Origin of the sequence: Allokutzneria albata (assembly GCF_900103775.1) — a bacterium.
Taxonomy (GTDB): domain Bacteria; phylum Actinomycetota; class Actinomycetes; order Mycobacteriales; family Pseudonocardiaceae; genus Allokutzneria; species Allokutzneria albata.
The window spans coordinates 3,370,601-3,390,243 of the sequence record NZ_LT629701.1; the positions used below are offsets into that span (position 1 = coordinate 3,370,601).

The 19,643-nt window shown below is 71.3% G+C and carries 25 protein-coding genes; 16 read left to right on the plus strand and 9 right to left on the minus strand.

The annotated features are described in order from the left end of the window. Positions 1 to 335: 335 nt before the first annotated feature. The 4 genes from BLT28_RS15250 (at position 336) to fbp (ending at position 3,665) form a co-directional block, all read left to right on the plus strand. Positions 336 to 590 carry an SHOCT domain-containing protein gene (locus tag BLT28_RS15250; RefSeq protein WP_030429427.1) on the plus strand — a complete coding sequence of 85 codons (255 nt, stop codon included), beginning with the start codon at positions 336 to 338 and terminating at the stop codon, positions 588 to 590. Between the two features lie 216 nt (positions 591 to 806). Further along, positions 807 to 1,319, plus strand: a complete 513-nt coding sequence (locus tag BLT28_RS41385; RefSeq protein WP_231950795.1) for a 4Fe-4S dicluster domain-containing protein — start codon at positions 807 to 809, stop codon at positions 1,317 to 1,319. Next, positions 1,294 to 1,755, plus strand: a complete 462-nt coding sequence (locus BLT28_RS15260; RefSeq protein WP_030429425.1) for a Crp/Fnr family transcriptional regulator — start codon at positions 1,294 to 1,296, stop codon at positions 1,753 to 1,755. Before BLT28_RS41385 ends, BLT28_RS15260 begins: the two co-directional genes overlap by 26 nt. A gap of 770 nt (positions 1,756 to 2,525) precedes the next feature. Beyond that, entirely contained in the window at positions 2,526 to 3,665 is a 1,140-nt protein-coding gene (gene fbp / locus BLT28_RS15265; RefSeq protein ID WP_030429424.1) for a fructose-1,6-bisphosphate aldolase/phosphatase, read from the plus strand. A gap of 210 nt (positions 3,666 to 3,875) precedes the next feature. Here the strand turns inward: fbp and BLT28_RS15270 are convergent, their stop codons facing one another. The 7 genes from BLT28_RS15270 to BLT28_RS15300 all read right to left on the minus strand — a co-directional run bounded on the left by BLT28_RS15270 (position 3,876) and on the right by BLT28_RS15300 (position 9,941). After that, on the minus strand, positions 3,876 to 4,529 hold the full coding sequence (locus BLT28_RS15270; RefSeq protein ID WP_030429423.1) for a maleylpyruvate isomerase N-terminal domain-containing protein: 654 nt from the start codon (positions 4,527 to 4,529) through the stop codon (positions 3,876 to 3,878). Positions 4,530 to 4,705: 176 nt separating this feature from the next. Then, positions 4,706 to 5,731, minus strand: coding sequence for a cobalamin B12-binding domain-containing protein (locus BLT28_RS15275; RefSeq protein ID WP_030429422.1), 1,026 nt, complete (start codon positions 5,729 to 5,731; stop codon positions 4,706 to 4,708). Beyond that, the gene (locus tag BLT28_RS15280) at positions 5,725 to 7,263 is read right to left on the minus strand and encodes a PP2C family protein-serine/threonine phosphatase (RefSeq protein ID WP_162184835.1); all 1,539 of its coding nucleotides are present in this window, start codon (positions 7,261 to 7,263) and stop codon (positions 5,725 to 5,727) included. The genes BLT28_RS15275 and BLT28_RS15280 overlap by 7 nt, the downstream gene beginning before the upstream one ends. A gap of 132 nt (positions 7,264 to 7,395) precedes the next feature. Beyond that, a complete protein-coding gene (locus BLT28_RS15285) occupies positions 7,396 to 7,887 on the minus strand; it encodes a TspO/MBR family protein (protein WP_043811406.1) in 492 nt (163 codons plus the stop codon). A 35-nt stretch (positions 7,888 to 7,922) separates the two neighbouring features. Next, positions 7,923 to 8,384, minus strand: a complete 462-nt coding sequence (locus tag BLT28_RS15290) for an SRPBCC family protein (RefSeq protein ID WP_030429419.1) — start codon at positions 8,382 to 8,384, stop codon at positions 7,923 to 7,925. A 118-nt stretch (positions 8,385 to 8,502) separates the two neighbouring features. Beyond that, positions 8,503 to 9,027: a CHRD domain-containing protein gene (locus BLT28_RS15295; RefSeq protein WP_052407280.1), complete on the minus strand. Its 525-nt coding sequence runs from the start codon at positions 9,025 to 9,027 to the stop codon at positions 8,503 to 8,505. 158 nt (positions 9,028 to 9,185) lie between these two features. Then, on the minus strand, positions 9,186 to 9,941 hold the full coding sequence (locus BLT28_RS15300) for a ZIP family metal transporter (RefSeq protein ID WP_030429417.1): 756 nt from the start codon (positions 9,939 to 9,941) through the stop codon (positions 9,186 to 9,188). Between the two features lie 391 nt (positions 9,942 to 10,332). On the opposite strand from BLT28_RS15300, the gene BLT28_RS15305 reads away from it, so the two are divergent. Together BLT28_RS15305 and BLT28_RS15310 are read left to right on the plus strand one after the other, a co-directional pair. Continuing rightward, positions 10,333 to 11,403: a threonine aldolase family protein gene (locus BLT28_RS15305; protein WP_030429416.1), complete on the plus strand. Its 1,071-nt coding sequence runs from the start codon at positions 10,333 to 10,335 to the stop codon at positions 11,401 to 11,403. Between the two features lie 43 nt (positions 11,404 to 11,446). Next, positions 11,447 to 12,250, plus strand: coding sequence for a sulfite exporter TauE/SafE family protein (locus BLT28_RS15310; protein WP_030429415.1), 804 nt, complete (start codon positions 11,447 to 11,449; stop codon positions 12,248 to 12,250). Between the two features lie 17 nt (positions 12,251 to 12,267). On the opposite strand, the gene BLT28_RS15315 is transcribed toward BLT28_RS15310, so the two are convergent. Continuing rightward, complete coding sequence (locus BLT28_RS15315) at positions 12,268 to 13,563, minus strand: serine hydrolase domain-containing protein (RefSeq protein WP_030429414.1); 1,296 nt, start codon at positions 13,561 to 13,563, stop codon at positions 12,268 to 12,270. Then, a complete protein-coding gene (locus tag BLT28_RS41970; protein WP_030429413.1) occupies positions 13,560 to 14,570 on the minus strand; it encodes a protein kinase family protein in 1,011 nt (336 codons plus the stop codon). Before BLT28_RS41970 ends, BLT28_RS15315 begins: the two co-directional genes overlap by 4 nt. A 311-nt stretch (positions 14,571 to 14,881) precedes the next feature. Between BLT28_RS41970 and BLT28_RS15320 the strand changes: the two genes are divergently transcribed. The 10 genes from BLT28_RS15320 (at position 14,882) to BLT28_RS15365 (ending at position 19,474) form a co-directional block, all read left to right on the plus strand. Next, the gene (locus BLT28_RS15320; RefSeq protein ID WP_030429412.1) at positions 14,882 to 15,367 is read left to right on the plus strand and encodes a hypothetical protein; all 486 of its coding nucleotides are present in this window, start codon (positions 14,882 to 14,884) and stop codon (positions 15,365 to 15,367) included. A 144-nt stretch (positions 15,368 to 15,511) separates the two neighbouring features. Further along, positions 15,512 to 16,060, plus strand: coding sequence for an RNA polymerase sigma factor (locus BLT28_RS15325; protein ID WP_030429411.1), 549 nt, complete (start codon positions 15,512 to 15,514; stop codon positions 16,058 to 16,060). Beyond that, complete coding sequence (locus BLT28_RS15330) at positions 16,057 to 16,638, plus strand: anti-sigma factor (RefSeq protein ID WP_030429410.1); 582 nt, start codon at positions 16,057 to 16,059, stop codon at positions 16,636 to 16,638. The genes BLT28_RS15325 and BLT28_RS15330 overlap by 4 nt, the downstream gene beginning before the upstream one ends. Positions 16,639 to 16,743: 105 nt before the next feature. Beyond that, complete coding sequence (locus tag BLT28_RS15335) at positions 16,744 to 17,226, plus strand: Asp23/Gls24 family envelope stress response protein (RefSeq protein ID WP_030429409.1); 483 nt, start codon at positions 16,744 to 16,746, stop codon at positions 17,224 to 17,226. Positions 17,227 to 17,228: 2 nt separating this feature from the next. Then, positions 17,229 to 17,519 (plus strand): hypothetical protein, encoded by a 291-nt coding sequence (locus BLT28_RS15340; RefSeq protein ID WP_030429408.1) that lies wholly within the window; start codon positions 17,229 to 17,231, stop codon positions 17,517 to 17,519. Continuing rightward, complete coding sequence (locus BLT28_RS15345) at positions 17,512 to 17,754, plus strand: hypothetical protein (RefSeq protein WP_030429407.1); 243 nt, start codon at positions 17,512 to 17,514, stop codon at positions 17,752 to 17,754. The genes BLT28_RS15340 and BLT28_RS15345 overlap by 8 nt, the downstream gene beginning before the upstream one ends. A 31-nt stretch (positions 17,755 to 17,785) precedes the next feature. After that, entirely contained in the window at positions 17,786 to 17,965 is a 180-nt protein-coding gene (locus BLT28_RS15350; protein ID WP_030429406.1) for a hypothetical protein, read from the plus strand. Beyond that, positions 17,962 to 18,348 carry an Asp23/Gls24 family envelope stress response protein gene (locus BLT28_RS15355; RefSeq protein WP_043811401.1) on the plus strand — a complete coding sequence of 129 codons (387 nt, stop codon included), beginning with the start codon at positions 17,962 to 17,964 and terminating at the stop codon, positions 18,346 to 18,348. The genes BLT28_RS15350 and BLT28_RS15355 overlap by 4 nt, the downstream gene beginning before the upstream one ends. A gap of 5 nt (positions 18,349 to 18,353) precedes the next feature. Beyond that, positions 18,354 to 18,890, plus strand: a complete 537-nt coding sequence (locus BLT28_RS15360) for a DUF6286 domain-containing protein (protein ID WP_030429404.1) — start codon at positions 18,354 to 18,356, stop codon at positions 18,888 to 18,890. Next, entirely contained in the window at positions 18,887 to 19,474 is a 588-nt protein-coding gene (locus BLT28_RS15365; RefSeq protein ID WP_030429403.1) for a hypothetical protein, read from the plus strand. Before BLT28_RS15360 ends, BLT28_RS15365 begins: the two co-directional genes overlap by 4 nt. Positions 19,475 to 19,643: the final 169 nt, after the last annotated feature.

Below are 19,643 nucleotides of genomic sequence, written 5' to 3' on the forward strand. Positions count from 1 at the left end.
GGGTCTCCGCACGGGTCGGAAATCGCTGCCCGACAGGGGCTTGCCCCCTCGAACAGGAAGTGCCTTTCGGCTCTGGCACACGGGCTCCCGTCGCGCTGGACTTGATGTGCGCGACGACCACCGGAGGTCACCATGTCCGCTACCGCGAGCACCGGGTCGCGGCTGCTCGTCCTCGGATGTCGCGGCGACCACGACGACGCCGTGCTCCGCGCGGCCCGCCCTGTGCTTGTGGCGGGACCTTGGCCGCGGTCATGAGGACTTTCGGCTCTCCGCGCCCGAGCGCGACAGCGCGACGGTGGAAGGAGAAGGCCGACGAGGAATCACGGAGGTGGACCATGATGGGCCCGTGGTACGGACCTGAGCCGGGGTACTCCGAGTGGGGCTGGCCCGGGTTCCTGTTCATGATCGTGTCGATGGTGGTCTTCTGGGGAGGCTTGCTCGCCGTCGTCCTGACGGTGCTGCGTCACCTGCGGCTCGCCGATCCCCCTCGCAGGGAGGCGGAACGGATCCTCGCCGAGCGCCTGGCGCGCGGCGAGATCGACGAGGAGGAGTACCGCCACCGCCGGGAGACCCTCGGCGGTCGGAGATGACGTGCTCGGCCGACGACATCGGTGCGGTGCGGACCGCGACGAGCGAGGCCGGGACCGGTGTGCCCGCGGGAGACGACATGACCGGATCCGAGTCGCTCGGGGAGTCTATGTGGACACCTCTCCTACCGTGCTGATCGAGCGAGACAGCCTCGATTCCCTGTTCCAGGCGACTGATGACGCACCCGATATGCGTTCCTGGGCGTGCGAGGCTGCGGCTTGGCCGCGCTCGGAATCCTCGACACCGTGCTGGCGGGTGGCACGCACCAGGACTCGTCCGATGACCGTCGCCGGGGTGCAACGTTCATCATCGCGGTCAACTGCGGGCACCGGACCGGCTCCAGCGGCGGGCAGCGACCCAGGAACAGGTCGGAGCGGCCCGGGCGGAGGATGCCCGAGGTCGACCATCAGGACCTGCTGCGGCGATGCCGCGAGTACCCGCGGTGGGAGGCCTCCGACCTCACCGGCGAGCACGCCGAGCGGTGGTGGCGCTGGTCCTCGTGCTTCGAGCTGGACTTCTCCCGGCTCCACGGTGGAACCGTGCGCGGCACCGGGGCCGGCCGGTACCGCCAGTGGATCAGCCACAAGCTCAGCACCTGGTACGACCAGTTCGGCACCTCCGGGTGCGTCGGCTGTGGGCGCTGCATCGCCTGGTGCCCGGTCGGTATCGACATCACCGCCGAGGACGCCGGAAGGAGCACTGACGATGTCCCTCCCCACCACGCTGGCTGACTTTCCGCTCCTGGCCGGGATGTCGCCCACCCGACTGACCCAGCTGGCCGCCGTCGCCACCGAGGTGAGCTTCGCCTCGGGCGAGCAGTTGTTCGAGGAGGGCCGGCCCGCGAACGGCTGTTGGCTGGTGCTGCGTGGACACGTGGCGCTCGACACCACGGTTCCCGGCCGGGGGCAGGTGGTGGTGCAGACGTTGGGCGCCGGTGACGTGGTCGGGTGGTCCTGGTTGGTTCCGCCGTACCGCTGGCACTTCGGGGCGGTCGCGATCACGCCCACCACGGCGATCGCGCTGGACACCACCCAGGTGCTGGCGATGGCCGAGCAGGACCCGTCCTTCGGCTACCAGCTGGCCACCCGGTTCTTCCGGGTCCTGCTGGATCGGTTGCAGACCACCCGGGCCCGGATGCTCGACCTGTACCGGGGCGAACCCCCGTGAGCCCTGATCACGAGCCCATGCTGCCGACCCCTTACCGGGTGGCTGACCGGCGAGTGGAGACACACGACTCGATGTCGCTGCGGGTGGAGCCGGTGTGCGAACGGCTCGCTGACGCAGACCGTCCGCGATGTCGGCGCGGTCAGCCGGGCACTGCACGACACGCGGCCCGGCACGGTGCTCGGAGTGCGGGGCCCGTTCGGCACGACGTGGGTCCTGGAGTCCTCGGCCGGACATGATCTGCTGATCGTCGCTGGAGACATCGGACTGGTGCCACTGCGGCCGGTGATACTGGCAGTCGGCCGCAACGAGTTCCGCCGCGACGACGGCGTCGGCCCCGCCGTGGTCACCGCGCTCGCGGACCGCGTCGAGCCATCAGTGCGACGTCAGCCGTCAACGCCCGGCCACGTGCACCGAACGACCGTCGATCGACTGCCCGTGCACTGGACCGGGGGTCACGACTCGCCGGCAACGCCGAACCGATCACCACAACCCCGACGATCCACGACGTCCACGTGACCGCGTTGTTCCCCGAACAGGAGAACAACCACGGCGCGAGCAGCACACCGGCCGCCAACGCGAGCCAGTCCTGAACACGAGTCCAAGGCCCCGCGTGGTCGAACGCGCGCCGTCCGCGATCTCCTGGCCGCCCCCCGGGCACAACGTCCCGGGCATGCAGATCCGTTGGACCCCAACAAGGAACACGCTCCGCCTCTGGTCCGCTCGGTCGGTGCCGCGCACGCTGGCGGCACGGACCGAAGGGAGCAGAACCCATGACCACGTTGAGCATCATCAAGGCGGACACAGGCGGGTTCGTCGGACACTCCGAAGTCCACCCGGAGATGCTGTCCGAAGCCCGCGGTGCCCTTCACGACGCGATCGGCGACGGGTTGCTGGTGGATGGTCAGGTCGCCCGGTGCGGCGACGACATCTCGCTGATCATGACCCACGAGCACGGCCCGGACGCCGAGGCCGTGCACTCCTTCGCCTGGCAGACCTTCCTGCGCACCACGGAGATCGCCAAACGCCTCGGCCTCTACGGCGCCGGCCAGGACCTGCTGTCCACCGCGTTCAGCGGCAACCTGCGCGGCATGGGCCCCGGCTACGCCGAACTGGAGTTCACCGAACGACCCAGCGAACCGGTGATCTGTTTCCTGGCCGACAAGACCGAGCCCGGCGCGTGGAACCTCCCGCTGTACAAGATGTTCGCCGACCCGTTCAACACCGCGGGCCTGGTCATCGACGCGAAGATGCACGCCGGCTTCCGGTTCGAGGTCTACGACCTCCACCAGGACAAGCGCATCGTCTTCGACACGCCGCGCGAGGCCTACGACCTGCTCATGTTCATCGGCGCCCCAGCCCGGTACGTCGTGCACAGCGTCGAGTCGACCACCCTCGACATCCCCGCCGCGGCCACCTCCACCCAACGCCTGTCGCTCATCGCGGGCAAGTACGTGGGCAAGGACGACCCGGTGATGATCGTGCGCTGCCAGTCCGGACTTCCCGCCGTCGGCGAGGTGCTCGAACCCTTCGCCTTCCCCCACTCGGTCGCCGGCTGCATGCGCGGCTCGCACCACGCCCCGATCATGCCTGTCGGCCTGGAACAAGCCACTCCCGCCCGATTCGACGGCCCGCCCCGCGTGGTCGCACTCGGCTTCCAGATCAACGACGGCAAACTGATCGGCCCACGCGACATGTTCGCCGACCCGTCCTTCGACCGCGCCCGCGCCACCGCCAACAAAGCGATGGACTACCTCCGCCGCCACGGCCCGTTCGAACCGCACCGACTCGCACTGGAGGACCTGGAGTACACCACCATGCACCAGCTCGAAGCACGCTTGACCAACCGCTGGGAACCACTGCCCACGGCCGGTGAGGAAGACAGCGTTCTCGCCACGACCCCACGATCATGACGGCGATGGCGAGTTCATCCACCCGGGCAGGGTGAGGTGGATGTCCGCGAGGTCGACGTGGTGTGGCACCACGGCTCGGAGCCCGGAGACGCCGGCCTTGGCGTGACGGCCACGGTCGGCACGCCGCTGATCCGGAGATCGGCGTTCAGAGGAAGGTCACACGGCGGGGATCGGCCCCGCCTCGCGCGGCGTCTGTCCAGAGTGGACATCTCAGCCGATGGCAAGAGGCAGTTTCGCGGCCAGCGCACCGAGTTCGCTCTTCTCCGCCCCCGTCGGGAGCCGACGTCCGGTGCCGATCAGCAGCGCGTCCCTGTCGGACAACGACGTGGGGAACGAGGCTCCGGCGATCGCCTCCAGCATCGCGCGGGATCGGGACAGGCCCTCGGCGGGCGGCTCGGCAGCGTTCGGGAGGTGCGCGATCAGGTCGAGATGGTGCAGCGTCCATTCCAGGACGTACGCGGAGAGGTAGTCGCCCACGGTGAGCACCTTGCCCTGCGTGCTGACCCGGACTCGCGGATCCGCGAGTCCGGCCGCGCGTCCCGCGGCCGATCCGAGGTCGTCGAGGTGGAACTTCAGCAGTACCGGGTCCCCGTAGGCGGCTGCCAGCCGGACGATCAACGCGTCGAGCGGGTCGTCGCCGGTCGGGGGGTCGACGATGTCCCAGTAGGTCACCGCGTCCCTGGTCGGTTCCGCCGAGACCGGAGTCACGAGGGTGATCAGGACGTCCTGGGCGTCGATGACCAGGTGGCACACCAGGTCCCGCACGAGCCAGCCGGAGCAGCCGGACGGCCGCTCGAAGTCCTCGTCAGGGAGCGCGGCGACCGCCGTGCGCAACGCGGTCCAACAACGCGAGAAGAGATCCACGGCGGCAAGCCTGCAGCATCCAGGGGGCCACCTGCGACCGATTTCGACGCTCCCGCGAAGCGGGGCCGGACCCCCAGGTCATCGACAGCGGCAGGCGCTGCTTCACCCGCGCGCTCGTAGGCGAACGGGCGGTGTTCCGCTCAACCTGGAGGAACGCCGAGGCGACGACCGTCCACTCAGGACAGACCGGCTCGCCCGGTCTCGACGAGGCGGAGCCCGGCTTCGAGGTGCCCGCGCGCCCTGGGGAAGTCGTAGAGCGCCTCCCAGTAGGTGCGCAGCGGGATGGTCAGCGACGTCGGCGGCACGTGCCGGGCGGCGAGGACCGTGCACATCCACGAGAGGAAGTCCGTGAACAGCACCGAGTCCTGCACGTAGACCGCGGCCGAGAGGAAGTCGGCCAGGTGGCAGAGGTCCTCGACCGTGGCCTCCAGCCGGCGCTCCTCGTAGCGCGCCATCGCGGGGAACTCCCGGCGCAGCGCGGCGAGCGCGAGGTCGACCAGCTCCTCGCGCCGCTTCACCAGGGTCGGGTACTCGTCGTCGACGAGGTGGTCCAGCTCCGGGTGCGGGAGGTCGGGCGGCGGCCACCGCCGCTCCAGCAGATCCGCGGCCTCGCGGGCTCCGGGGGCCCAGCCCGCCGCGCCGAGGACCCGTGCCCAGCGCCCGTCCGGCCCGAAGCCGCGACCGCCGACGAGCACAGGGACGCCCGTGCGCTGGCAGGTCTCGACCATGCGGTGGGCGTGCGGGAGCCGGACCGGGAGCGCGCAGCTGAGCGCCACCGCGTCCGGGCCCTCCTGGTGCAGGTAGGACACCAGGTGCGCGGCCGGCACGCTCGCGCCGAGGAACGTCGTCCGCCAGCCGCGCAGTCGCAGGACCTCCGCGACGAGCCGCGCGGCCAGCGCGTGCCACTCGCCGTCCATGCAGGACACGACGACGTGACCGCGGGTGGGCGGGACCGGCGTGCGCGTGCTCAGCGCGGCCACGACACACTCGCTGATGTGCGTGGCGGCGTGCTCCTTGGCAACGGACCAGCGGTTGGTCGCCCAGTACTCGCCGACCTTGACCTGCACCGGAGCCACCAGGTCCAGCAGCAGGTGCTCCGGTGGAACGCCGTTGTCGAACAGGCCGAGCACGAAGCGCGTAGCACCGGGCTCGTCGGCGTCGCCCAGGAGCGCGAAGAACTTCTCGCGCTCGGCCGTCAGCACGCGGTCTCCCGCACGGGGTGCGCGCGCACGGCCAGCACCGCGATGTCGTCGTGGTCGCGGCCGGCGAGCCACTGCGTCGTCAGCAGCTCCACGCGCTCGGCGACCGCGCCGGCGGGCATCACCGCGCAGCCGGTCAGCGCGTCGGCCAACCGCCGCTCGCCGAACATCCCCCTGCTGCCCTTGGCCTCGGTGACCCCGTCGCTGTACAGCACGCACGTCTCGCCGGGGCGCAGCCGCACCACTCCCCCGGCGAAGCGCGCGTCCGGGAAGACCCCGATCAGCGTTCCCCGCAGGTCGACCGGCTCGACCCCCGCCTCGCCCCTGAGCAGCAGGGGCGGCAGGTGACCGCCCACGGCCAGGGTCAGCTCCAGTTCGCCGCCGGGCGCCGGGGCCGCTCTGCCGAGCACCATGGTGACGAAGCGCCGGTCCGGCATCGGCTTGCCGTCCAGCATGGTCTCGTTGAGCAGCGTCAGCAGCCGCAGCGGATCGCGCTCCAATCGGGACAACGCGCGCAGGGACTGCCTCACCTCCCCTGTCAGCACCGCGGCTTCGACGCCCTTGCCGCACACGTCGCCGAGCGCGAACAGGGCGGAGCCGTCGGGCAGCGGCAGGACCTCGTAGAAGTCGCCGCCGATGCGCAGCGCCTCGCGCGAGGCGCGGTACGCCGCGCCGAAGGACATGCCCTCGACGTGCGGCAGCGGCGCGGGGAGCAGGCTGCGCTGGAGCGTCGAGGCCGTGTGCACCTGATCGGCGTACAGCGCGGCCCCGGCGAGCGCGATGCCCGCTCGCGAGCAGAACTCCTCGATCAGCGCGAGGTCTTCGTCGGTGAACTCCGTCGAGCGGGTGAGCACCAGGACTCCGGCGGGATTTCCATTGCCGGGCAAGGAGATCACCAGTGCGCTCACCGGTCGCTGCTCGGCGGGCCACAACCAGCCGGCGTCCGTCAGCTCCTCCACCACCCACGGCGAGCAGTGCGTGCCCAACCCCGCCATCGCGTCGGCGACCGGCTCCGGCAGGCGGCTCTGCTGCACCCAGCCCGCCGAGCCGTCGCGCCACCACGGCACTCGGCCCGCGCTCGGCGGGGCGAGCACCATCGCGCTGTCGCCGAGCTTCGGCACGGCGAGGTCCACCACCGCGCGCGCCGTCCTGGCCGGGTGCAGCGACAGGCCCAGCCTGCGGCTCGCCGAGGCCAGGAAGCCCGAGCGCACGCGTTCGGCGAGCAGCGCGTCCGTGCGCTCGGTCTCCTCGGCCACGTCGCGCACGTACCAGAGGTGGCGCCCGTCCGGCAGGTCGTGCCTGCGCCAGCGCAGCGTGCCGGTGCCCGCTCGCGCGCCGATCACGGCTCCCGGGCCGATGTCGGGAAGCAGCTCGACTCGACCGTCCACGGTGAGCACCGTTCCGTGCCGGTCGCAGAGGACGACGGCCTCACCGCTGCCCGCGAGCAGCTCGTGGCGGCGCGGGGCGGTGTCGGTGCGCGGCGTGGTCGATGCCCTGGTCTCGGTCATCGCGCCCTTCGGTCTGGCGGGAATCATCGAACACCTACACCGTAACCCGGCCACCTGACCGGGGAGCCCGCCGCCTGACATCACACCAGGTGGGCGTCCTCGGATGGCATCGGCAACAGAGACCAACAGGAGCGGCCGGCCCTGTCGTCACGCGCCACCTCAGTTCAGCACCACCAGAGCCATGTTCAGCGCTGTGGCGAACACGATCCAAGCCAGGTAAGGAATCTGGAGCAACGCCGCGGCACGGGAGCGCCGGGAGAACAGCCAGATGCCGACCATCACAACGATATCCAGGGCGATGATGTCGACGAGCGCGACGGTCCGCAGACCGGCTCCGAAGAACAACGGGCTCCACGCGGCGTTGAGCGCGAGCCCGACGGCGTAGGTGATCAGCCCGGCCTTGGTCCCACCGTTGCGCCAGTACAACCAGCCGGACAGCGCGAGCAGAACGTACAGGACTGTCCACACCGGACCGAAAAGCCAGGACGGCGGAGCCCAGGCCGGTTGGCGGAGCGCGGTGTAGGTCGTCGCCGCGTCGCCGGAGGCAGTGGCACCGACCACGGCGACGACGGCGACGGCGATGCCGAAAGCGGCCGGCGCGACAGGTGATGAGGGAGTTCGGACCGCCTTCAGCACTGCTCCACCTCTCATGATTGTGACAGTCCGGGTGATCCCGGTACTGCGGCTCAGCTGCCGGGCCTGTCCACCTCGCCGCGCCATGCCCCGGTCTCGGTGCCGCGCCGCTCGATGAACTCCTTGAAACGGCGCAGATCGCCCTTCACCCGCGCGTCGAGCACGCCGAGCTTGTCCGCTGCGTGCTCGGCGAACCCCTCTGGGTCGAGGTCCATCTGTGCGGTGACCCGGGTCGTGGTGTCGTCGAGCCGGTGGAAGGTGATCACGCCCGCGTGGGTCGGACCGGAGTCCGCCCGCCACGCGACCCGCTCGTCGGGGTGCTGTTCGGTGATCGTCGCGTCGAACTCCCGCCGCACCCCGGCGATCTCGGTCACCCAGTGGGTGTGCGTGTCGTCGAGTTGGCGCACCTCCTGCACGCCCTCCATGAACTGGGGGAAGGACTCGAACTGCGTCCACTGGTTGTAGGTCCTCGACACCGGGGCCTCCACGTCGACGGACTGGGTGATCGTGCCCACTTGTCCCACTTCCTTCCGCTCGGCCGCGGTCAGCGGCTCCGGACGTGTGATCACGCGTCGAATACCCGTGCCCACCCGGCACAACCCTCGGTGTGGAAGCGCCCTGCCCGTGTGGCGGCTACCGGCGCAGCTGGCCGCGGACGGCGCCCGCCGGGAAATCGCTGTTGTGCACGTTGACGTAGAAGTGGCTGGGGTGCTTGCGCAGTTCCTTGGCCAGGTCGCGGCTGACCTCGGTGCAGCTGTGGCTACGGCCACCCGAGGGGGCCCTGAGGTTGACCACCACGGGGCCGCTGGTGCCCGCGACGCCCCGGTGGATGTGCGCGGCCGACGCGGTGGCGATGCGGCTGACCGAGACGGTGGCGCACACCCGGGTCGAGCCGATCCGGACCGAGGCGTGGCCGCGGCCGTCTGCATCGCCGGGGCCGGGGACCTCGGCCCCGCCGGTCAGGGCCGCGGTGTAGGAGCGTCCCAGGCCGAGGTCCAGATCCAGGTCGAGATCGAGGTCCAGGTCGAGCCCGATGGCGACGCCGGACGAGCGGTGGGCCGGGTGGGGCTCGGCCGCGCTCGCCGCGGGAGCGAGGGTGACCAGCGCCAGGACCGCGGCGATCCCGGATGCGCCGAGAACGCGGGATGACGAACGCATGAAGACCTCCAGGAGAAGCGGATGCTTCGTACTCCCGGTCTTCGAAGCCCCCGGCGGCATCGCTTGGTCCCGAGGGGGAAACCGCGTGAAGTTGGTCCGTTCCGGGCACCCCGGTGGCGATCATCGGCGAGCCGGACGAGAATGCCCCGCTCCCCGCGTCAGCTTTCGAGCTGGGTCAACGCGAAGGCGGTGAGGAACCCGGCGACGGTGATGAGCCCGGTCCACAGGCGGGCGGAGGAGAACGCCTCGGGGATCATGGTGTCGGCGATCATCGTCAGGATGGCGCCCCCGGCGAGCGCGGTGATGGTGGCGAGAACTGCGGGGTCGGCGCCGCCGAGCAGGCCGTAGCCCAGCATCGCGGCGACACCGCTGGCTGCGGTGATCGCCGTCCACAGCCCGAAGACGTAGCCGCGGCCGCGGCCGGCTCGCCGCATGCCGGAGGCGCTGGACAGGCCCTCGGGCACGTTGCTGATGAACACCGCTGCCACGGTGACCGCGCTGACCGCGCCGCCGCCGAGGAGGCTGGCGCCGACGACGACCGACTCCGGGATGCCGTCGAGCAACGCGCCCAGAGCGATCGCGGTTCCGGAACCGGACTGCTCGGCCTCGGAGGGCTGCTGGTCGCCGGAGCGCTTGCGGTGGCGCGCGCCCCGCCGGGCCAGGACGACGTTGGCCACCGTGTAGATCACCGCACCGGCGACCGCTCCCAGCACCGTGGGCAGCAGGCCCGCGTTGCGGTGCGCTTCGGCGATCAGCTCGAACGACACCGCCGAGAGCAACACCCCGCTGCCGAAAGCCATCACAGCGGCGACGAGCCCGACCGGCACGCGGACCAGGTACCCGACCAGCGCACCGATGAGCAGTGCCGAACCGGCCACCAAGCCCCAGCCGCCCGCCACCAGAAGACCCGACATCGCCACCTCCTCGTCCCGACTACGCATACCCCGACCGCGGCAGGAAGGCACTTCGGCGAACGCGGTGCCCAGGCTCGGGTGGGGAGCGCGGCAGCTGCCCACCCGTGCCTCCGGCAAGCGGGCCCCCTGCCCGCCTGTCCCACATCTGGGTGACGCGCCGCGGGAGCGGCATCGCCGCCTGTCCCCGGCGATCCACCCCGAGACCACCTGCCGCGACTGCCGACGCCGAGGTCCGCTCCGGCGCTTTCGCGCGCGGTGTCCGGCAGGTCCGCCGCGTGGTTCGCCGGCGATCACACCCCCTACGGTTTCCGGTGATCTGTGCTTCCGCTCCTTCGCCCGTCAGCGGTCGCCCTGGTCCGGGCTCATCCATCACCATGTCAGGACGGATTCTTTGTCTGAGTCTGCGCGGGTAGACCTGCGAAGCGACACGCTGAGCCTGCTGACCCCCCAGATGCGCAAGGCCATGGCCGACGCCGAGGTCGGCGACGACGTCTGGGGCGGGGATCCGACGACGCGCAGGCTGGAGCGCCATTGCGCCGAGTTGTTCGGGAAAGAGGCCGCGCTGTTCACCACGAGCGGCACGCTCAGCAACCAGCTGGCTCTCCGTGTGCACACCTCCCCCGGCGACGAGGTCATCACGGACACGAAGTACCACGTCAACTACTACGAGAGCGCCGCGAGCGCGGGCCTGGCCGGAGTCGCGCTGAACACCGTGGACAGCGCCGACGGTGTCCTCACCCCGGAGTTGCTGGAGTTCGCGTTGCGGCGCAAGGCGCGGAAGCGGCTGTACGCCGCGCCGAAGCTGGTCTTCGTGGAGAACACGGTCAACTTCCACAGTGGACGCGTGGTCTCCCACGACAGCCTGCGCGCGTTGCGGCGCCACACCCTCGACGCCGCGCTGGCCACTCACCTCGACGGCGCACGGCTGGCCAACGCCAGCGTTGCCGCCGGGGTGTCGCTGGCGGAGTTCGCGGACACCGCCGACACCGTCTCGATGTGCTTCGCGAAGGGTCTCGCGGCCCCGTTCGGCAGCATCCTGGTCGGCTCCGCTGATCTCATCGAGAAGGCCACCGCCTACCGTTCGGCGTACGGCGGGGGCTTGCACCAGTCAGGAGTGATGGCGGCGGCCGCCTTGTACGCGCTCCGGCACAACGTCGAACGCCTTGCCGAGGATCACCACCACGCGCAGTTGCTGGGCGAGCTGCTCAGTCACCATCCGGCCTTCGGGGTCGAGCCCGACACGGTGCAGACGAACATCCTCGTGGTGGACGTGTCGGGGACCGGCCTGCCGGCAGGCGCGTTCGTGCGCGCGGCCGCCGCGGAGGGAGTGCTGCTGGCGGAGCGGACCGCGACCAGCTTCCGGGCGATGACCCGGCTGGGGATCGACGAGACGGCGATCCACACGGCGGCACAGCGGCTGTTGGCGCTGGCTGACCGCGTGCAGGGCACGGCCGTCGCCTGACCCTTCACCCGGCACCTTCTCTCAGCTGCGGCAGGCGGACTGGATGACTTCCCTGGCTTGGGCGTGGGCCGACTTCGGTGACGTCTCGTCGATCGGCATGCTCTTCCTGTGCGCGTCAGCGCTCCTGGCGGGAACCGTCGACGCGATAGTCGGGGGTGGAGGCCTGATCCAGTTGCCCGCCATGCTCGTGATCATGCCGGGTGGCGACACCATCCACTCCATCGCCACCAGCAAGGTCGTCGGGACCGTCGGCGCGGCGGCGACCGGCTTCACCTACTCGCGGAAGACGCCGATGGACTGGCGCACCGTCGTGCGCATGTCGGCAGCGGGCTTCCCCGCCGCGATGGCCGGCGCCGCCTGCGCGTCAGCACTGCCGGGCAGCGCGCTCAACGTCGTGGTGCTGGTCGCTCTCCTGCTCGTCGTCTGCTACACCCTGCGCAATCCCGACCTGGGCGTCGTCGAGCGGCCACGGCACGCCCGCGGCGCGCGACCGGGTGTGGCGGCGCTCGGTGGTGCTGCCATCGGGTTCTGGAACGGGCTGGGCGCACCGGGAACCGGGTCGTTCCTGGTCTTCCTCCTGGTGGGGCTCGCAGGCTACTCGTTCCTGAGCGCCTCCGCGATCGCCAAGGTCGTCAACGTCGCCACCAGTGCCGGCGCTCTCCTCTTCTTCGTCCCGGCGGGCACAGTGCTCTGGGGGCTCGGCATCGCCATGGCAGCGTGCAACATCATCGGCGGTGTCGTGGGCACTCTGATCGCCGTGCGCGAGGGTGCCACCTTCATCCGCCGGGTGTTCCTCGGCGTGGCGGTCACACTGATCTTCAGCGTCGGCGTCAAGTTGCTCGGATGACCTGGGAACGTCGACGATCAGGCGATCCGGTGGGCGGCGGCGCCGTTGTGCAGGAAGCGGGCGCGGCCGTGCTCGTCGGAGCCGATCAGGGACAGGACCTTGTGGCCGTCGAACTTCGGTTCGGCGGTGATGATCGCGTTGTCGCCGAGGCGGACGACCTCGACGCGGTCCTCGGGCTTGCCGAGGAAGGACTCGGCGAGTTCGTTGCGGGGGCGGTAAATGAGGAAAGCGCGGTCGTTCTCGACGGTGAGGGTGATGTCGTACAGGGTGCTGCGGTAGGTACCGCACATGCGATCCGCGTCGACGACGGTCGGGTTCTCGGGTGGCGCGGGTAGTGGCGCGGTCTCCACGCCGGCGAGATCTCCAAGCACCGCAACGAAGATCTCGTGGGCAAGGGGTTCACCGCCCGAGCTGTTGGTCATCACGGCCACCGCCACGCCTGCCGATGGAACGACGCGGAGGAAGGCTTTCTGCCCTTTGGAGACGCCGGTGTGGCCGATGACGCCGTCCTGGTAGAGCATCCAGCCGAGCCCCCAGCCGACGACACCGCCGCCGAAGTCGGGGACGGATTCGAGCTGGGGTTCGCGAAGTGCCGCAAGCGTTCGGTCGGTGAGGTGCAGGCGCACGAACCGCAGCAGATCGCGCGCGCTCATCGCGAGATGAGATCCGCTGGGCGCGGAGTAGTAGGAGACCGCCCACTTCGTCGTGGGCACACCGGCCTCGCCGTGGCCGATCGCCGCGCGGTGCAGGATCGCCTCGTACGTGTCGGTGGCGACGGTGTCCAGCCCCAGAGGTGCCACCAGGCGCTCGCGGAGCACGTCGTGGAAGTGCTTGCCGCGCAACACTTCCACCAATCTGCCGAGCACCACGTACCCGCTGTTGGAGTAGGAGAGGACTGTGCCGGGCGGGAGAAGGTGATCCGCGTCGGCGAGCGTGGCGACGAACTTCTCGATCGCGTCGTCGTTGCGACCGGTATCGGTGAAGTGGTTGGCGTCGACGCCGCCGGTGTGGGTGAGCAGGTGGCGGGCGGTCAGGGCTGCGGTGGCGGCCGGGTCGCTCAGCCGAAAACCGGGTAGGTAGTCCCGAACGGGGCGGTCGAGGTCCAGCAGACCGTCGTGCACCAGCTGCTGGACCAACGTGGCCGTCCAGATCTTGGTGATCGAGCCGACCTTGAACACCGAGTCCGTCGTGGTCTCGACGCGTGTGCGCAGGCTCAGCACACCCGCGGCCTCGTCGTGGATCTCCCCGTCCGCGAGCACGGCGACCTGTGCGCCCGGTACGTCGTACTTCACGATGAGCTCGCTCAGGTTCACAGGGACCTCCGGACCTCGGCCGCGGGGAACGGCGTGCGCTTGCTCCGGGTGAGGAGCCGGTGGTGGAAGTCGTCCAGGACGACGGCGTGCCGGGCGTGCCGATCGATGATCGCGCCGATGTCTGGCGGAACGCCCTCGCGTCGGCGGCCCTTCACCCATTCACGGAGGAAGGTCTCGTGCTCGTCGCCGCGACGGATGTCGTCGGGCAGGTGGTGGCGAAGCAGGTGGGCCGGCGCGTAGGAGCGGTCGTACACGAGGTGATCGGCGAGGAATGCCTCCTCCGCCGCCGAGAGGTCGAACTCGCGGCTCAGCGCGAGCCCGAAGTCCGCGAAGTACACCTGTCGGCCATCGGTGAGCAGATTGCCGAAGTGCGCGTCGAAGTGGACCAGTCCGCGCGTGCTCATGAATTCGGTCCCCCTCAGCAACTCGTCCTCGACCCACGCGTAGGAGGATCCGCACCGGCCCTCAAGCCAGGCGGCAAGGGTCCGCGGCACGTGCTCCAGGAAGAGCACGAGGCTGAAGGTGGACTTGCCGATGGCCTCCAGCCGATGTCTCACGGCAGGCGAACCGTCCCAGTGCGCGACGGCCTCCTCGACACCTCCGAACTCGGCGGGAGGGGTGTCCGGCAGGACCCGCCAGTGGTACAGCAGGGGAAAACCCGCGTACTCGTCCTTCAGCACCCAGCCCGTGGTCATGATGTGAGCCGCCAGCTCACGCCAGGCGCCGAACCCCGCCGAGCCGATCCCGTACTGGTAGAAGAGGGGAAGCTCGAACAGGTTGGCGGTGGACCGCAGGTGCTCCGGCCGCAACTCGATGTCCGTCAGCGGAACCCGCTTGACGAAGACGCGGACCCCCTCGACGTCCATCTCCGCCGACCTGCCGCCCACTCCGGAACCCAGCACCGGCGCGGCGGCGACGGCATCCCCGAGCCCGCGGTCGCTGACCAGGGACAGCCGCGCTCCCACGGTGGCGAAAGCGGAAACACGGGCAGCGTGCTCCGTACCCATCAGCGGCTCCGGCGGGGATCGAGGACTGTCTGCCGCTGATCGTGCCAGGCACCTCCTCGGCTCTCCGGTGGGGCGTTGTCCTACCCCGGCATCGGTTTCGACGGGCTCGACGAGGAACAGGGCGACCCGCCTCCGCCAACTGTGCCGTTCCTGGACACGTGACTGGCCCAGCAGGACAGCGCGCTCGCCGAGTGGCATTGGGAGTACTGGGAGCACGGGGAGACGATCCGCAACCGGGTCCCGCTGCTCAGGGGGCGACGTGCGCCGATATCCACATGTCAACCGGACGGGAGCGTGCCACAGTCACCGGCGTGACCTTGATGGACGTGCTCGTCGACTTCGCCGGAACCGGTCGGCTCGGACCGCTGCGCCGCGGGATGCCCCTGACGGAGGCCGAAGACCTCCTCGGCCCCGGGCGCCCGCACCCGGCCATCGTCATGAAGGGGCCGGCCATCGACGGCTACCCCTACTACTGGTCCGGGCTGAGCCTCGTCGTCACCGAGCGGATCGTCAGCGGCATCCGGATCGACCTCTGGCCCGGGTCGTCGGCCTCGCTCCCCCCGCTCGTGCTGCCCGGATCCGAGTCGTTCGAGGCCCCGGTGCTCCGCAAGGACCTGGCCGCGGCCCTCGACGCCGCGGGCTGTGAGCACCACGTCCACGACGAGCTCACCTTCGGCAACCAGTCCTGCATCCGCACCCGGCCCGCCGACGTGTACGCGTTCTTCTACCACTCGGAGCGGGACGACGACGTTCCGCACCGCGACCGCCACTACCTCACCGTGATGGCCACGCGTTGAGGACTGCGGCAGGTCCGCGCGTGGCCGATACTCGACGAGCAGGAGGTCGACCGCGCGAGGAGCTTCGTTGTCCAATGTGGACGGTGTGCTAGTGCTGCACGAGGATGACGCGCCGGTGCCGCGCGGCGGGTCGGGGCGAACACGGTGACCGGGGACGACCTGGCCCTGGTCGCGGCCGCGTCGACAGGCGACGCCGCCGCGTTCGACGCGCTGGTCCGGCGGCACACCGCGAAGCTCTACCGGGTCGCCCTCCGCATCGTCGGGGACCCGGCCGACGCCGAGGACGTCGTGCAGGAGGCGTGGGTCTCGGCGTGGCGGTCGCTGGCGCAGTTCCGCGGCGAGGCGGCGCCGACCACCTGGCTCTACCGCGTGGTCACCAACGCCGCGCTCGCGCACCTGCGCAGGCGGAAGCCGACCGTGCCGCTGGAGCCGGAGGGCCAGGCCGGGGCCGCGCTCACCGACGCGGGACCGACACCGGAGCAGGCCGCGCTCCGGCGGGAGAAGGTCGACGCGGCGCTGCACGCGATCTCCCTGTTGGAGCCGAGCCAGCGGGTACCCCTGGTGCTGCGGGAACTGGAGGGCATGAGCTACGAGGAGGTCGCCGCGGTGCTGGAGGTCAGCGTCCCGGCCTTGCGCTCGCGGCTGCACAGGGCGAGGGTGGCCTTGCTCGCCAAGTTGGAGGAGCTGCGATGAGCGGATCGACGCTGCCCTGCGGCCACACCACCGTCGAGCTGCTCGGCCTGGTCGTCGACGGCGGCCTGGAGCCCAGCGACACCGCGCTGGCCGCGCACGCTCGCGACTGCGAGCACTGCCGCGCCGAGATCGCGGCGCTGGAGAACCGCTGGAGCCCGGTGCGCGCGGCGGCCGCCGCCCCGGTGGAACTGCCGGAGGGCCTGCTGTCCCGGGTGCTGGGCGTGGTGCGCGGGATGCGGGAGAACGCCTTCGCCGAGCCCGCCGAGATGGCCCAGGAGGGCGGCACGCTGCAGATCAGCGGGCGCGCGCTGCTGGCGCTCGCCCGAGGGCACGTCGCGGACCTGCTGCTCGATCTGCCCGGTGTGCACCTGCGCGGTCTGTCCACGGCGGACGGAGTGATCCGGGTGGAGATCGCCGTGCGGTACGGGATCCCGGCCACCGAGGTCGCCGACCGGCTGGCCCGGGGGCTCGAGGAGCGGCTGCGGGCGTCGGCGGGCCCGGTGGCACCCGGGACGGCCGTCGAGGTGGTCGACGTGCTCCCACCCCGACCGGAGCTTCGTCTCCCCCCGTTCGAGTGACAAACCGGCATGATCTGCGGGCGAGGGGCATCCGATCCGATGTGACTGACGAACACCCCTTCGACAGCCACCACACCTCCAGGCGTGATCGGAAAGGGACCACCCATGGCTAGCAGCCCCACCAAGACCGAGTCGGCAACCGCCCCCGCGCAGCGCACGGTGGGTTCGGCGCCCGCCCGGCTCGCCGACGACACCTCGCAGGGCAAGACCAGCATCGCCTCCTCGGTGGTGCAGAAGATCGCGGGCATCGCGGCGCGGGAGATCTCCGGCGTGCACGCGATGGGCGGCGGGGTCTCCCGCGCGTTCGGCGCCCTGCGCGAGCGCATCCCCGGCGGCGGCACCTCGGTCAGCACCGGCGTCGCGGTCGAGGTCGGCGAGAAGCAGGCCGCGATCGACCTGGACATCGTCGTGGAGTACGGAGCGTCCATCGTGGACCTCGCGCAGGCGGTGCGCCGCAACGTGATCACCGCGGTGGAGCGGATGACCGGACTGGAGGTGATCGAGGTCAACATCTCGGTCAACGACATCCACCTGCCCGACGGCGACGAGGACTCGGCGAGCGAGTCGGGCAAGTCCCGGGTCGAGTAGCGATGACCGCGCCGCTAGCCGACACCGTCGCCGAGGCCGTGCTCGCCCACCCCGCCGTGCACCGGCTCGACCCCGGCCCGTTCGGCGCGCTGGCCTCCTACCTGCCCGGTCGCCGGGTGGAGGGGGTGCGGGCCGCGGGGCCGGGCGAGCCGGTGGAGATCGGCGTCGTGCTCAAGCTCGGCGGCCCGGTGCCCGAGGTGGTCGCCGACCTGCGGGCGCGGGTCCGGGAGGTGGCCGGTGACGTCCCGGTGGACGTCACCGTGACCGACGTGGTCCTGGCCGGGGATGACTGACCCGGCCCGGCAACGGCGCGCGGCGATCCGCGAGTTCGTCCGCGCCAACCACCCCGACGTCGGCGGCGATCCGGCGGAGTTCGTCGCCGGGCTGGCCCGGTTGCGGGCCGGGTTCGACGGTCCCCCGGCGCCCGCCGGTGCCGAGGAGGTCGTCTTCGTCGTCCGGCGGCGCGGCGTGCGGGGCCTGGTCCAGCGCTGGCGGGAACGGCGCCGCCGCGGACCCCGAGTGCAGTGAGAACACCCGTCCTGGAGAAGGCAGGCAAGCAATGAACACATCCCAGATCGGTCTGCTCGCCGGGCTCGTCCTCGGTGCCGCCGGGGCGCTCGGCGGGTTCTCGGCCGTGATCATCTCGCTGGCCGTCGGCGTGCTCGGGCTGGTGATCGGGCGCGTCCTGGACGGCGAGCTGGACCTCGGCGAGCTGCTGGGCAGGGGCCGGGACAAGTGAGCGCGCCGACCACCGAAGTCGAGGTCCCCCGGCAACGCGCGGCGCCTGCCGAGCCCGAGGACCGGGGCACCCTGGAGATCCACCCGGGGGTGCTGCGCAAGCTCGTGCAGAAGATCGCCGACGACGCCCCCGACACCGTGCCCACCCGCGGCAGGCTCGGCGGTGAGCACGGTGCGACGGCGCGCGTCACCGGCGACGCGCAGGAGGTCGACATCGCCGTCGAGCTGGCCCTGCGCTACCCCGCCCCGGTGCGGGAAGCCGTGGAATCGCTGCGCGCCAAGCTCGTCGAGGAGGTCGGCCGGATCACCGGGCGCCGGGTGCGCGCGGTCGACGTGACCGTGTCCGCCCTGCTGCCGCAGGACCGGCGGACCAGGGTGGAGTGAGGATCATGCGACTGCTGCTCCGACTGCTCTCGACGGTGCTCGGCCTCGCGGTGGCGGCCGCGGGTGCCGTGCTCGTGGTCGAGATGACCTGGTCGCTGGCGCGGCCCGGCGCACCCGAACTCCTCGTGCCGTGGCGCCAGTGGCTCACCACCGCGGGGTCCTTCTCGTGGTCCCGGGCGCCGGTTCTCTGGCTGGCGGGCGGTGTCCTCGCGCTCGGCCTGCTCCTGCTGCTCGTGGCCGCGACCGCGCGCCGCAGGGACGTGCGCCTGTCCGATCCGGCGGACGACGTCGTCGTCACCACCTCGCCCCGGTCGCTGGCCCGGCTCGTCGGCGTCCGCGTCCGGGCAGCGGAAGGCGTCAGCGGCGCCACGGTCACCGCGACCGGCAAGAAGGTCAAGGTCCGCGCGACCGGCAGGTCCACCGAACTCCGGCCCCAGCTGACGGAACTGGTCCAAGGCGCCGTCGCGGACCTGCCGATGCCCAGGCACCCCGCGGTGCGCGTGGCCGTCACCGCGCCGAACAACCGCAGGGAGACGCGATGAAAGGCCCCGTGATCGCCCGGTCCGCCCGCACCGAGCGGGTGCTGACCTCGTTGCTGGGCCTCGTCGCCGTTGCCGCGGGCGGGGCGGCGATCGCGGTCGGCCTCGGCTGGCTCGGCGCGTTCCGCGCGCAACGGCCCGTGCTCGACCCGCTGCTCGCGGACTGGATCAGCACGAATCCACAGTGGACGAAGCTGATCGGGATCGCGCTCGGCCTGCTGCTCCTCCTCGGTGGTCTCATGTGGACGGTGCGCGCCCTGCGACCCGAACACCAGCCCGACGTGCTGCTGGACAACTCCCCCGCGGGCAGGCTGGAAGTGACCTCCGGTGCCGTCACCGCCGCCGTGAGCGCCGACGCGGAGGCACTCGCCGGGGTCAGCCGCGCCAAGGCCCGCCTCGTCGGCACCGCCGAGGAGCCCGCGCTGCGGCTGTACCTGTGGCTGGCCGAAGGCACCGACGTGCGCCGGATCTGGCAGACCCTGGACGCCGACGTGCTCTCCCGGGCCCGCTCCGCGCTCGGCGTGCAACGCCTCCCCACCGCCGTCCGCCTCGAACTCGACTCCGCCAAGCCCACCCGCGTGCGCTGACCGCTCTCGGCCACGTGAAGCCCGCCCGGATTCACGTTCGAGCGAACCTCTGACCGGACCGCTGCCGGATCGGGGCTTCTCCCACGGTGCCGCCAACTGGCCCGATCTGCGGGTCGCCGCCTGGTCCCCCGACGACGCGGTGTTCATGACCGCGTGCCTGCCGTGCTCA